Source organism: Novosphingobium sp. FG90, assembly GCF_057808725.1.
Genome location: NZ_JBMDIO010000037.1, coordinates 15,782 through 28,580 on the forward strand (window position 1 = coordinate 15,782; position 12,799 = coordinate 28,580).

Here is a 12,799-nt window from a genome sequence, read left to right on the forward strand (position 1 = left end):
CTCAACTCCCACTCACTTAACCTTCCGCACAGCCCCGCACTTTCCGGGTCACTCTGCACACTTCAAATCTCAACCGACAATCAGGTGAATAGCTTTAGCGTTGTTCTGCCAACCACTTAAGCGCCGATAGGCTTGGCATGAACAGATATTCGCCTCCCTTCATGACATTGAAGGTCTGCACACCGTCGATGCGCTTGCGCGCAGGCGCCTGCGGGATCGTGAACCGGCCGTCCTCCTCATGCAGACCAACGATTGGATCGCGCTCCTCGCCGAGGTCGACGAAATTGCCGCGGTTGATCCATTCCTGCTGCATGAACTCGATCGTGTCGTAAGCGCGCGCGCTTATGAAGATGAAGAAGAGGCCGCGATCGCCTTTGGCATCGTCTTTCGGCGCCACATCCTCGGAATAAACCGGCCCGAAGGTCGAGGAACGGCGGATGATGCGGTGAATGTTGACGTCGGTGAGCAGCGTCAACTCGGAGTCGCGGGGATTGAGCCGGCGCATATGGCAGCCAAGCGGCACAACGCGGCCTTTGGGGTCGTCCTTGAAATTGAAGTCGTTGTTGCGCTGCGGATCGGCGCCGAGGTCCGGGTCGTCATGATCCGGCGACAACGTCAGTGGAGCGCCTGACCGCCAGCGACCGAACATCTTGGCGGCTAATAGCTCGCGTTCCTCCGGCGTCTCGCCATGCGCCTTGAGGAAGGCGTTAAAACAGCCGACCCGGCTGTTGTACTTGCGCATAACGACGAAGGTGCCGTTCTTGCCCAGCCCGGCGGGCTCGGGCATGCCAAGCGGTTGGCCGTTCTCGCTTTCATATCCAAGAATGAACTCGCCCGCCTTGATCGGGCGCTCCTCGCCCGGCAGCGGATCGACGCCGCTACCCTCGACGGCGGGCTGGGAGATCGAATCCCGGAAACCGAACGGGTTTTTCGCGCCATCCGGCGCGCCGAAACGATGCTCGCCGAGCAGGGTCACGCCGCTGCTCCGGTCGAGTTCGGTGCGCGCCGTCGCCAGCGCCTTATCGAGCGCAGCATCATCCACGGCGTAGATAGTCAGCGCGAGATGGCAGTTGCCGGGCTTGAACACCTCTTCCCAGTTTTCCGGCGCGTTGGGCCCGAAGTCGCGAAGCTGCTCCGCGCGTGCGGCCATGCCCTGCTGGAAGGGGAGCGGGAATGTCTTGAGCTGCGCTTCGGGAACGCCGAGCGCCTTCAGCCCCTCGAAGCTGAGTGCGGCCCCGATCCAGAAATCAAGATCCTCGCTCCAGTTGTCGGCAGATGCGATATGGGGCGCGAGCCGGCCGAGAAGATCGCGCGCGCCCTCCGCCTCGTCGAAATGGAGCATGGCGTGGATACCGACATAAGGCTCGGGCCGGCTTCGCAGGATCAGCGCCTGAATGTCGTGCAGATCGAGCGTAACGCTGTCGCGCCGGAAGCGCTCTTTCAGTTTCTGAAGGATCGCCATGGCTCAGCCCACCTTGTCCAGGAATTCGTTGACGGCATGTTCCATCCGCTGAAGGCGGCGCACGTCGACGACGGTCACCTGCGGGTTGGCGACGAACCAGCCGGCAGCGGTGATCTGATGCTCGGCGATGAAATCCTTGACCTTGGGGCTTGCGATGCCAGGCCAACCTTCGACCGAAGCGAAAAGCAGGTCCATCAGGTCGGGGATCTTGGTGGCGAAGTCGTTGATATAGGTGTCCCAGTCGCCGTCATAGGCGGTGGCGAACAGGATTCGTGTGTCGTTGTCGAAGAACACGAACCGCATATTGTGGAGCGTGCCGACCTTCTGTGCGCCATCGAAATTGCCGTTCACCAGCCCGAAGATGCGTTTCAGCCGGTCCGCGCCGCCTGGCTTCAAGTTTGCGATGGCTGTGAGCTCGGAGACATTGCCGGACTGGGCGCCGACACGGCCAGCCGAGCCCGCCGTGCCCTTGAGGTCGGGATTGTGCTTCGTCACCATCTGCTCAAGGGCGAGCTTGGCGAGCTGCGGCGCGTCGCCGGCCACTTCCTCGATCCGCCGCCGGATGGCTTGAAGGCGGGTTTCGTCGATCTGCGGGGTGTCTTCGGTTTCGGCCATGGCTGGCCTCCTTTCGTGATTGCGTGTGACGATCGGTGCGTCAGTCCGGGATGGCGTCGATGTTTGTCGGCTCGACACGAGGCTGGGCGTTCATCTCATGGCGGTAGCGGGTGGATCGTTCATAGGCGGCGATGCGCACGCGCATGATCGAGCCGAGTGGCTGATGATCGCGGATACCGTGCCAGGGATTGAACGACAGCACATCATCGCCGTAGACGCGCCGCGCCGGCGAATAGGCCTCCTGTGGCGGGATGCGCAGGGTCGCGATCGGCTGGTGCGGCGAAAGGTCTTCCGGCCAGAGCACGGCGGCGTCCTCGACCGGCATCCTGTCGAGATCGGCACAGAGCTGAGCACGGAGCTGATACTCTGCGCCTTGCTCGCGGAAATGTTCAACCACCAGATCGCGCATGGTGGAATCCTCAACCGCGCCGACATCCTTGCCGGTCAGTGCACGGACGTTGTCGGAGAACGGCGCGGCACTGATCTTGGCGATATGGTCGCCGAAGCGGATCGCCGCCATCGAATGATAGGTTTCGCCCAGCAGATGGTTATTGTCGCGAGCGAGCCCGCGCAGCGTGGCGCCGGGCTCGACGCCGACCGCTTCGACTGCCGCCTCCACGCCGCGCGCGACCCCAGCCATCGCTCGCTGGAGAAAGGCCGGGTTCTGGGCATTCTGCTCCAGAAGGCCGATGAGCTGGCGATATTTACCGATCGTGCCGAAGCTCAAGGTCGGGATGTTGACGAGCAGGAAATCCTGGTTGTGGCCCTGGTCTTCGGGGAGAAGCCGCTCGCCATCGACACCGATCACCTTGATCGCCATGCCGCGTGGGGCGGGAATGGTATCGGAGTGGATGTCGCCCGGCGCCGAAGAGAGGCGGATCACCACGGAATAGGTGGCCGGGCGAGCGAAAAGCCCCTGGCGCAGATGCTCCGGCAGTTCCGGGACGACGAGTTCGCCCTTCAGGAACCCGTGGCTCTTGGCATGGGCGTCGCGCACCGCATGCCGATGGCGCTCGAACGCCTTGCGGTTGGTGCTCGCCATGATTTCGAGGATTTCGGCGGTGAGCCGCTCCTCGTCTTCGCCGAGCACTTCGACGCTGGTGGAGTAGGGGATATAGGTCTCAGCCAAGGGCGATCCTTCGAACCGGATTTTCGTTGCATTCGAGATATCAGGTGATATCTGGTTTTACGGTGAACGCCGACATGGGTGAAAGGTTTCCATGCCGTGCTGAATTGGAGGTCGATCGCTCATGCGCCTCACGCGAAAGGAAACGCAGCGCCAGACGCGGGATAAGCTGCTCGCCGCAGCACATTCGTCCATTGTGGAAGAAGGGGTGGCGGCCATGTCGATCCGCAACATCTGTAGTGCAGCGGGTCATTCGCAGGGGGCCTTCTATTCGAATTTTGCAAGCAAGGACGATCTGCTGGTCGAGATTCTGCAGGCTCATATCCAGGACGAGGTCGTGCTTCTGCGCGATCTGGTCGCCCACTGCTCCGGCGATGATATCGAGGCGACTCTGCAAGTGCTTGCGGCGCGGCTGGCTAAGCTGGCTGACGAACAGCATTGGTCGCTGCTTTCGATCGAATTGCAGCTTCATGCGCGGCGGGACCCCGCGTTCGCTGAACGGCATCGCGAAGGAAAGGCCGCCTGCCACCATTTGTTCGGAGAACTTGTGGCGGATCTGACGCGGCGCTTTGCGCTTCGGCCTGCCTTGCCGCCGCTGCAGACCGGGATCGGCCTCTATGCACTGTGGATGGGACTGGCGGTCGAGGGCGATGTCGAAGGCGCTATTCCCCGAGAGCAAATGCTTGTCGGCTTCTTTCGCGCGATGGCAGGCCTCGATGCGCCATCCACCCGGTCATGAGCCTTCCTGGCGAAGGACGCCGCAGGATCGGCTGCGATGCTTCAGGCGTGCCCTTGGCTGGAAAAGTGGACGAACGTCGGCGCTTCCATATCCGTTTCCAGGCAACCGAAGAAGACATCGATGAACTCGGCCATGTCAACAATGCGGTCTGGGTGACCTGGATTCAGGATGTGTCGGTGGCGCACTGGCTGACAGCCGCGCGTCCGAGGGATGCCGACACCTATGTTGCTATGGTGCTCAGGCACGAGGTCGATTACCGCGGCAATATCCGGGCGGGCGAAGAGACCTTTGCCATAACCTGGGTCGAAGGGAAGCCGCGCGGAGCGAGATACGCCCGGTGCGTCGAGTTCAAAGACAGTAACGGTCAGACGCTCGTCGCGGCCCTGTCGCAATGGGTGCTCATCGAGAAAGCTACCGGCAAGCTGGTTCGCGTGCCCGCCGAAGTCGCTGCGCCGTTTCTCTATGAAACCCGACGCAAGGAAGAGAATGAATGAGCGACATCCTGAAAGTGACGGTGCTAGGCACCGGTGTCCTCGGCAGCCAGATCGCCTTCCAGGCCGCCTATAGTGGCTTTGACGTTACCGCTTATGAGATCAGCGACGAAGCACTCGACCAGGCGAGGCATCGGTTCGAAACGCTTGTAGAAACCTACGTGAAAGAGGTGACGGGTGCGGCTGACGGCAAGGCAGCCGAAGCTTCGAGACGCATCACGCTCACCGCCGATCTTGGGGCTGCGGTTGCGAATGCCGATCTGGTCATCGAAGCGGTTCCGGAAGTGCTCGAGATCAAGCAGGCGCTCTACGAGAAACTGGCGGGGCTCGCGCCTGACAGAACGATCTTCGCCACCAATAGCTCGACTTTGCTGCCGAGCGACCTCAAAGCCTTCACCGGCCGCCCGGACCGTTTCCTGGCGCTGCACTTCGCCAACAGCATCTGGAAGTTCAACACTGCCGAGGTGATGGGTACGGACGACACCGATCCGGCCGTGTTCGATACCCTGATCGCCTTCTCCTCCGCGATCGGCATGGTGCCGATCCCGGTGCGCAAGGAAAAAGCGGGCTACGTCCTCAACTCCCTGCTGGTGCCGTTCCTGAACGCGGCCACCGATCTGGCTGCCGGCGGCTATGCCGAGCCGGAAGATGTCGACAAGGTCTGGCGGATCGCCACCGGCGCGCCGATGGGGCCGTTCCAGATCTACGACATCATCGGATTGAACACCCCCTACAACATCCTGTCGCACGGTGATGAGCACGCACAGTCGCTCGCCGCGTGGCTGAAGGAAAACTACATCGACAAGGGCAAGCTCGGCATCGCGTCGGGCGAAGGCTTCTACAGCTACAAGCCCGCCGACTGATCCCAACAAGAAAAACAGGAGTTTGCCATGCATTATAGCAGTGGAAACTATGAAGCCTTTGTCCGTCCACGCAAGCCGGAAGGCGCCGACAAAAAGACGGCGTGGTTCGTCGGCTCGGGCCTCGCGGGGCTCGCCGGCGCCGCCTTCCTGATCCGCGACGGCGGCGTTTCGGGCGACCGCATCACCATATTGGAAGAGCTGGAAATCCCCGGCGGCGCGCTCGATGGTCTGGACGTGCCCGAAAAGGGCTTCGTCATTCGCGGCGGCCGCGAGATGGAGGAGCATTTCGAGTGCCTGTGGGACCTCTATCGCTCGATCCCCTCGCTGGAGATCGAGGATGCCAGCGTGCTCGACGAATTCTACCGGCTCAACAAGGACGATCCGAACTTTTCGCTCCAGCGTACGACGCAGAACCAGGGCCAGGACGTGCCCGACAAAGCGCTGTTGACGCTCAACGACAAGGCCCAGAAGGACCTGCTCTCGGTCTTCCTCGCGACGCGCGAGGAGATGGAGAACAAGCGTATCAACGAGGTCTTCGGCGAAGACTTCCTCAAAAGCAATTTCTGGCTCTACTGGCGCACCATGTTCGCCTTCGAGGAATGGCATTCCGCGCTGGAGATGAAGCTCTACCTGCACCGCTTCATCCATCATATCGGCAGTCTCGCCGACTTCTCCTCGCTCAAGTTCAACCGCTACAACCAGTATGAATCGATGGTCCTGCCGCTGGTGAAGTGGCTGACCGATCACGGCGTCACGTTCCGCTACGGCGTCGAGGTCACCGATGTCGATTTCGACATCCAGCCCGGCCGCAAGCAAGCGACCCGCATTCACTGGAAAGAGCGCGGCGTCGAAGGCGGCGTCGATCTCGGGCCAGACGATCTCGTCTTCATCACGATCGGGTCGCTGACCGAGAACTCGGACAATGGCGACCACAAGACGCCAGCGAAACTGAACGAGGGACCGGCGCCGGCCTGGGACCTGTGGCGGCGGATAGCTGCCAAGGATCCGGCCTTCGGTCGCCCCGATGTATTCGGGGGCCATATCCCGGAAACGAAATGGGCCTCCGCGTCGATCACTGCCCTCGATGCCCGTATTCCGGCCTATGTCGAGAAGATCACGAAGCGGAACCCCTTCACCGGCAAGATCGTCTCAGCGGGTATCGTCACGGTGAAGGACTCGGCGTGGCTGCTGAGCTGGACGGTTCATCGCCAGCCGCATTTCAAGAAGCAGCCCAAGGACCAGATGATCGCCTGGTTCTATGCGCTCTTCGTCGACAAGCCAGGCGACTATGTGAAGAAGCCGATGCAGGAATGCACCGGCGAGGAGATCACCCAGGAATGGCTCTATCACCTCGGCGTGCCGGTCGAGGACATTCCCGAACTCGCAGCCTCCGGCGCCAGCACCGTGCCCACGATGATGCCCTATATCACCGCCTTCTTCATGCCGCGCCAGGCGGGTGACCGGCCGGACGTGGTGCCGGAGGGCGCGGTCAACTTCGCCTTCATCGGCCAGTTCGCGGAATCGAAGCAGCGGGACTGCATCTTCACCACGGAATATTCGGTGAGAACCCCGATGGAGGCCGTCTATACGCTGATGAATGTCGAGCGCGGTGTGCCGGAGGTCTTCAACTCGACCTATGACATCCGTACGCTGTTGGCGGCGATCGGTCCGCTGAGGGACGGCAAGGGTATCGACCTTCCCGGACCGGCCTTTCTGCGCAAGCTGCTGATGAAGAAGCTCGAAGGCACCGAGATCGCCAAGCTGCTCGAAGAGTTCCATCTGATCGAGGAGTGAAGGCAAACCAATAGGCCCGCGGGGCGTGCGAAAGGTGATGAATGGCCGACGACGATCAGAAGAGCGAACGCGCCGCCGAGGTGACTGGGGCGCACGGCCATCATCACCATCATGAGCCGGACGGCGAAACGCCGTCCGGTCACGTCGACCATGATCCGGTCTGCGGCATGGTGGTCGATCCCGCCAGGACCGCTCACAATGCTGAGTATGAAGGCGAGCGCTACGTCTTCTGCTCGGCCGGCTGCAAGGCGAAGTTCGACGCCGACCCCGTGCATTATGCGGCACTGGCAGCGCATGCTGCACATCACCATGAGGGTGCTGCCGCCCATGGCGATCATTCCCACCATAGCCACACGCATGGACCTGATACCCATGAGCATCACCACGTTGCGGCAGTAACGGCAACCGCAACGGAAGGGACGATCTGGACATGCCCGATGCATCCGGAAATCCGCCGGGATGCGCCGGGTAGTTGCCCGATCTGCGGCATGGCGCTGGAGCCGCTGATCGCGGCGGCGGATGCCGGATCAAGCCCCGAACTCGCCGATATGACCCGACGCTTCTGGATCGGCCTCGTGCTCGCCTTGCCCGTGTTCCTGCTGGAGATGGGCGGTCACCTGATCCCGGCGCTGCACCATTTGGTGCCGATGCGCATCTCGATCTGGATCCAGTTCGCGCTGGCGACGCCGGTGGTCCTGTGGGCCGGATGGCCGTTCTTCGAACGTGGCTGGGCGTCGATCGTCAACCGCAGCCTCAACATGTTCACGCTGATCGCGATGGGCACCGGGGTCGCCTGGGGCTACAGCATCGTCGCGACATTCGCGCCGCAGCTCTACCCGCAGGCTTTCCGAGGCGCCGATGGCACGGTCGCGGTCTACTATGAGGCCGCGGCCGTGATCACCGTGCTGGTGCTGCTCGGTCAGGTCATGGAACTGCGCGCCCGGGAGCAGACCTCCGGCGCAATCCGCGCGCTTCTCAATCTCGCGCCGAAAACCGCCCGGCGGATCGGGCGGAACGATGCTGAAGAGGATATTCCTGTCGAAGCCGTCGTCATCGGTGATCGGCTCAGGGTCCGGCCCGGTGAAACCGTGCCGGTTGACGGCGTGGTCGAGCAGGGTCGCTCATCGATCGATGAATCGATGGTGACCGGCGAATCCATGCCGGTGACGCGTGTAGTCGGCGAAGCGGTCGTAGGAGGTACGCTGAACCAGACCGGCGCGCTCGTCATCCGGGCTGAAAAAGTCGGGCGCGACACCATGCTCGCCCGCATTGTCCAGATGGTCGCGGATGCCCAGCGCTCGCGCGCGCCGATCCAGCGCATGGCTGATCAGGTGTCGGGCTGGTTCGTGCCGGTCGTCATCGCCGTCGCGCTGCTCGCCTTCGCGGCCTGGGGTGTATGGGGGCCGGAGCCGCGGCTGGCGCATGGCCTGATCGCGGCCGTTTCCGTGCTGATCATTGCCTGCCCCTGCGCGCTCGGGCTCGCGACGCCGATGTCGATCATGGTGGGTATCGGCAAGGGGGCGGCCGCCGGCGTTCTGATCAAGAACGCGGAGGCGCTCGAGCGGATGGAGAAGATCGATACTCTGGTGGTCGACAAAACCGGGACGCTTACGCAAGGAAAGCCGGCGGTGACCCGGATCGTCGTGGCCCCGCGATTTGTCGAGGAGACCATCCTGCGGCTTGCAGCCGGCGTGGAGAAGGCGTCCGAGCATCCGCTTGCGCGGGCGATCGTGGCGGCTGCCGACGAGCGAAAGATCACCATCCCCGATGTCGCCGACTTCGACTCGCCGACCGGCAAGGGGGCGATCGGTCGTGTCGAGGGCCGGCATGTGGTGCTCGGCAGCACCACCTTCCTCGCCGAACATGGGGTTGATACAGCGCCGCTCGCGGCACAGGCCGATGAGCTACGCCGCGACGGCGCAACCGCCATCTATATCGGCATCGATAAAGCCATCGGCGGCATCTTCGCCATCGCCGACACGATCAAGGCGACCACGCCTGAGGCACTGAAGGCCCTGCATGCGGAAGGCATCCGCATCGTCATGCTGACCGGTGACAATCGCACCACAGCCGAAGCCGTTGCGAGAAAGCTCGGCATCGATGAGGTCGAGGCCGATGTGCTGCCGGACCAGAAAGCCGCGGTCGTCGAGCGCCTGAAGGCGCAGGGCAAGGTGGTGGCGATGGCGGGTGACGGCGTAAATGACGCGCCGGCGCTTGCCGCCGCCGATGTTGGTATCGCCATGGGATCGGGGACCGACGTTGCGATCGAAAGTGCGGGCGTGACGCTGCTCAAGGGCGATCTCACCGGCATTGTCCGCGCGCGACGCCTGTCGCAGGCGACGATGGCCAACATCCGCCAGAACCTCGCCTTCGCGTTCATCTACAATGCGGCAGGCGTACCGATTGCGGCCGGTGCGCTCTATCCCACGTTTGGGCTGCTGCTGTCGCCGATCATCGCTGCTGCCGCGATGGCGCTGTCGTCCGTCAGCGTCATCGGCAATTCGCTGCGGCTCCGGACAGTGAAGGCATGACGGACCGAGGCCCCGACCTTGTGGCGGGGTCTTGCGTGGGGTCTTAGTCGGCGCGCCTGCCGTTGGGGCGGGACCAGATCAGCGAGAAGGTGTCTTCGCCCTCGTTGTCGAAGAGGTTGGCATAGATCAGAGCGCCGATCTTCTCATGATGCCCTCGGCTGTCAGGGCGTCCGCGATCTGACGGTCGAGTGATCCCACAGCATTGAGCGTTCGCACCATCTCCTCGATGCGTGCGAAGTGAGCCAGATCGTCATAGTTGGCGGTATTGCGGATGATCACATGCTCTGTTCGCGCGCCGGTCTGCCACAGGATCGCGAACCAGATACGGCCTTGCGCACGGCTCTTGTCGACCGTCACGCTGTCGATCACGAGCCGCATCATCTCTTTGCGTTCGTCGATGCCAGCCCGCTTCGAGAACGCGGGCAACAGGGTCGGCAATGGTCAGGATACGCGTTCGCGCGGCGGCGGCCAGGGCGTTAACCTGCTCGACATGCCACCGCGCGTAATCCTGTTAGACGCGTCGGCTTCGCGTATTTTCTCTTCCCACAACGTTTCCAGCGAACGTGCGACGAGCCGCTTTTCCGACTCCACGGCATCATATTGTCGGCGTGCACGCTCCGCTTCGTAATGCGCCTTCTCCCGATTCAGCGCCCATTGACGTTCCAGCAGCCGGTTTTCGCCGTTCATCTGTTCATGAGCCGCAAGCGCAAGGTCGATGCGATCGGGTTGCAGAGCTTCGATCAACAGCCGCTCGACCTCTGCATCAACCTGGTTTGCGCGCACATTCTGGCAGTGCCCGCTCTGCTCGCTATCGATGCAGTGATAGACGGGGGTCTTCTTATGGGCAGAGTGAGTGAAGACCCATGCGGTGTCCGCATATCCCGCAGACCACGATGCCTTGAAGCATCGCTGCGCCACGCAGGGCGCTCCGCGCCGGCCAGCGCTGAAGTTGCCGATATTGTCGGCGAGCCGCCCGACGTTGCTCATATATGCCTCCCATTGGCTATGCCGATGAGCCCGCGTAGGTGGTGACGCCATAGCCATATAGACGACTGGTCTATTATTCGTTATATATGCTGATCATGAATTTGACACCCAAAGCAGAAGCGACCCGGCAAAACATCCTCGACACGGGCTACAGCCTTGTGTTGAGCAAGGGCTTCTCCGCGCTCGGCCTTCAGGAAATCTTGAAGGTTTCCGGCGTGCCGAAGGGGTCTTTCTATCATTATTTCCCGTCCAAGGAGGCGTTCGGCTGCGCACTTCTTCGTGATTACGTGGACGGTTACGGCAAGAAACTGGACTCGCTGTTATCCGCGGAAGCCATAAGCGGTCGCGAGCGGTTGATGCGCTATTGGCGAGCGTGGCTCGATGATCCCGGGGAAGGTGATCAAGCCGGAGACGGCTGGGCCGAGGATTGCCTCGCCGTCAAACTGTCCGCCGAAGTCGCGGACCTGTCGGAGGCCATGCGGGCCGTTCTGAGCGATGGCGTCGCACGATTGCTGCAACGCATCGCCTCCATGATCGCCGAGGCGCGCGAGGACGGATCGCTTCCACCGGGGGCGGAGCCGTCCGCGCTGGCGCAGGTTCTCTACCAGATGTGGCTTGGCGCTGCGCTGCTCGCCAAACTCACCCGTTCTCGTGCGCCGATGCAACGGGCGATGATCGCCACCGAGCAGATTCTGGTCTGCACGCCGCAATCCAACCATCCGTGAAAGGAACCGAAGAATGAAAATTTTCTACAAGACCCGCGCAACGGCGACCGGTGGCCGTTCAGGCCACACGGCGCTCGACGACGGCAGCCTCGGCCTCGATCTCGCCATGCCGAACTCCGGCAAGCCGGGCGCCAACCCGGAGCAGCTGTTCGCGATGGGGTATGCAGCTTGTTTCGACAGTGCGCTCAACCATGTCGCCCAGCAGAAAAAGCTGGCGCTGATGGGTAGCAAAACGTCCGCGGAGGTCGGAATCGGGCAGACGCCTGAGGGCGGCTTCAAGCTGGACATCGACATTCATGTGGAAATCGCGGGTCTCGATGAGGCCGCCGCGCAGGAACTGGTCGAGGCGACGCATCGGGCCTGCCCCTATTCCAACGCCACACGCAACAACATCGACGTGCGCCTGCACGTCATCACGGTTTAAGGAGGCGTCATGCGTAGCGCCATTCACACCACATTCGGCGAACCGGCCGACGTTCTCGCTTTGGAAGAAAGCCCGGTTCCCGAACCCGGCCCGGGCCAGGTGCGGATCAAGACGATCCTTTCGCCGATCCACAATCACGATCTTTGGACCGTGCGCGGCAGCTACGGCTACAAGCCTGAACTGCCCGCTATTGGCGGTTCGGAAGCCGTCGGTACGGTCGATGCGCTCGGTGAAGGCGTGACCGGCATCACCATCGGTCAGCGCGTCTCGGTCGCCTCGGTTCATGGCTCATGGGCTGAATATTTCCTCGCGCCCGCTGCCGGGTTGGTCCCTGTCCCGGATTCGATCTCCGATGAGGCGGCGGCGCAGCTTATCGCCATGCCGTTCAGCGCGATCACTCTTCTGGACTTCCTCGAAGTGGCAAGTGGCGACTGGGTGATCCAGAACACCGCCAATGGCGCGGTCGGCAAAACGCTGGCAATGCTGGCGGCCGCGCGCGGTGTGCATATCGTCAATCTCGTGCGCCGCGATGCCGGCGTGGAAGAGCTGGCGGCTCTCGGCATCGCCAATGCCGTCTCGACTGCGACCGATGGTTGGCAGGATCGGGTGCGTGCGATCACCGGCGATGCGCCGATACGCGCGGCTGTGGATTCGATCGGCGGACAGGCCAGCGCTGAACTCCTGTCGCTTCTGGGTGAGGATGGGCTGCTGGTGTCCTTCGGCACCATGGCCGGAGAGCCGATGCAGATTTCCTCTGGCAATCTTATTTTCAAACAGGCCGTCGTGAAGGGCTTCTGGGGCTCCAAGGTGAGTGCCGCCATGCCCGCCGAAGCCAAGCGCCGGCTGCTTGGAGAACTTATCCGCCTCGTCGCCAGTGGCGAGCTGAAACTGCCGGCAGGGGCGGTATTCGGGCTGGATCAGGTCGCTGACGCCGTTCGCGCATCGCTGACAGCGGGCAAAGCAGGCAAGGTTCTTCTCAAGCCCTGAGCGACGAAGGAAAGACCGGCGATCGCCAACATCCTGATGTTCTCCAGCCATCAGC

13 protein-coding genes are annotated in these 12,799 nt (G+C 62.5%); 8 read left to right on the forward strand and 5 right to left on the reverse strand.

What is annotated here, in order from left to right:
- Window positions 1–94 precede the first annotated feature (94 nt).
- The 3 genes from ACODRZ_RS22395 to ACODRZ_RS22405 are packed head-to-tail and all read right to left on the reverse strand — an operon-like array spanning window position 95 to window position 3,206.
- The gene (locus tag ACODRZ_RS22395) at window positions 95–1,462 is read right to left on the reverse strand and encodes a Dyp-type peroxidase (RefSeq protein WP_160986992.1); all 1,368 of its coding nucleotides are present in this window, start codon (window positions 1,460–1,462) and stop codon (window positions 95–97) included.
- Window positions 1,463–1,465: 3 nt separating this feature from the next.
- On the reverse strand, window positions 1,466–2,077 hold the full coding sequence (locus ACODRZ_RS22400; protein ID WP_017503242.1) for a hypothetical protein: 612 nt from the start codon (window positions 2,075–2,077) through the stop codon (window positions 1,466–1,468).
- Between the two features lie 40 nt (window positions 2,078–2,117).
- Complete coding sequence (locus ACODRZ_RS22405) at window positions 2,118–3,206, reverse strand: catalase family protein (protein WP_237449774.1); 1,089 nt, start codon at window positions 3,204–3,206, stop codon at window positions 2,118–2,120.
- A 121-nt stretch (window positions 3,207–3,327) separates the two neighbouring features.
- Between ACODRZ_RS22405 and ACODRZ_RS22410 the strand changes: the two genes are divergently transcribed.
- From ACODRZ_RS22410 to ACODRZ_RS22430, 5 genes are read left to right on the forward strand one after another with little or no spacing between them, the layout of a single operon-like run.
- Complete coding sequence (locus tag ACODRZ_RS22410) at window positions 3,328–3,942, forward strand: TetR/AcrR family transcriptional regulator (RefSeq protein WP_103096775.1); 615 nt, start codon at window positions 3,328–3,330, stop codon at window positions 3,940–3,942.
- Window positions 3,939–4,436 carry an acyl-CoA thioesterase gene (locus ACODRZ_RS22415; RefSeq protein WP_004207018.1) on the forward strand — a complete coding sequence of 166 codons (498 nt, stop codon included), beginning with the start codon at window positions 3,939–3,941 and terminating at the stop codon, window positions 4,434–4,436. Before ACODRZ_RS22410 ends, ACODRZ_RS22415 begins: the two co-directional genes overlap by 4 nt.
- Entirely contained in the window at window positions 4,433–5,296 is an 864-nt protein-coding gene (locus ACODRZ_RS22420; protein ID WP_004207023.1) for a 3-hydroxyacyl-CoA dehydrogenase, read from the forward strand. The genes ACODRZ_RS22415 and ACODRZ_RS22420 overlap by 4 nt, the downstream gene beginning before the upstream one ends.
- 27 nt (window positions 5,297–5,323) lie before the next feature.
- Entirely contained in the window at window positions 5,324–7,090 is a 1,767-nt protein-coding gene (locus ACODRZ_RS22425; RefSeq protein ID WP_103096776.1) for an oleate hydratase, read from the forward strand.
- Window positions 7,091–7,131: 41 nt separating this feature from the next.
- The gene (locus ACODRZ_RS22430; protein ID WP_039996361.1) at window positions 7,132–9,621 is read left to right on the forward strand and encodes a heavy metal translocating P-type ATPase; all 2,490 of its coding nucleotides are present in this window, start codon (window positions 7,132–7,134) and stop codon (window positions 9,619–9,621) included.
- Between the two features lie 126 nt (window positions 9,622–9,747).
- Here the strand turns inward: ACODRZ_RS22430 and ACODRZ_RS22435 are convergent, their stop codons facing one another.
- Both ACODRZ_RS22435 and ACODRZ_RS22440 read right to left on the reverse strand, forming a co-directional pair.
- On the reverse strand, window positions 9,748–10,059 hold the full coding sequence (locus ACODRZ_RS22435; RefSeq protein ID WP_099232143.1) for a hypothetical protein: 312 nt from the start codon (window positions 10,057–10,059) through the stop codon (window positions 9,748–9,750).
- Window positions 10,060–10,062: 3 nt separating this feature from the next.
- Complete coding sequence (locus ACODRZ_RS22440; protein WP_245892595.1) at window positions 10,063–10,608, reverse strand: hypothetical protein; 546 nt, start codon at window positions 10,606–10,608, stop codon at window positions 10,063–10,065.
- An 86-nt stretch (window positions 10,609–10,694) separates the two neighbouring features.
- Here ACODRZ_RS22440 and ACODRZ_RS22445 point away from each other — a divergent pair, with 86 nt between their 5' ends.
- From ACODRZ_RS22445 to ACODRZ_RS22455, 3 genes are read left to right on the forward strand one after another with little or no spacing between them, the layout of a single operon-like run.
- The gene (locus ACODRZ_RS22445; RefSeq protein ID WP_004207029.1) at window positions 10,695–11,333 is read left to right on the forward strand and encodes a TetR/AcrR family transcriptional regulator; all 639 of its coding nucleotides are present in this window, start codon (window positions 10,695–10,697) and stop codon (window positions 11,331–11,333) included.
- A gap of 13 nt (window positions 11,334–11,346) precedes the next feature.
- The gene (locus ACODRZ_RS22450) at window positions 11,347–11,757 is read left to right on the forward strand and encodes an organic hydroperoxide resistance protein (protein ID WP_025290610.1); all 411 of its coding nucleotides are present in this window, start codon (window positions 11,347–11,349) and stop codon (window positions 11,755–11,757) included.
- Between the two features lie 9 nt (window positions 11,758–11,766).
- Window positions 11,767–12,744 (forward strand): zinc-binding dehydrogenase, encoded by a 978-nt coding sequence (locus tag ACODRZ_RS22455; protein ID WP_004207037.1) that lies wholly within the window; start codon window positions 11,767–11,769, stop codon window positions 12,742–12,744.
- Window positions 12,745–12,799: the final 55 nt, after the last annotated feature.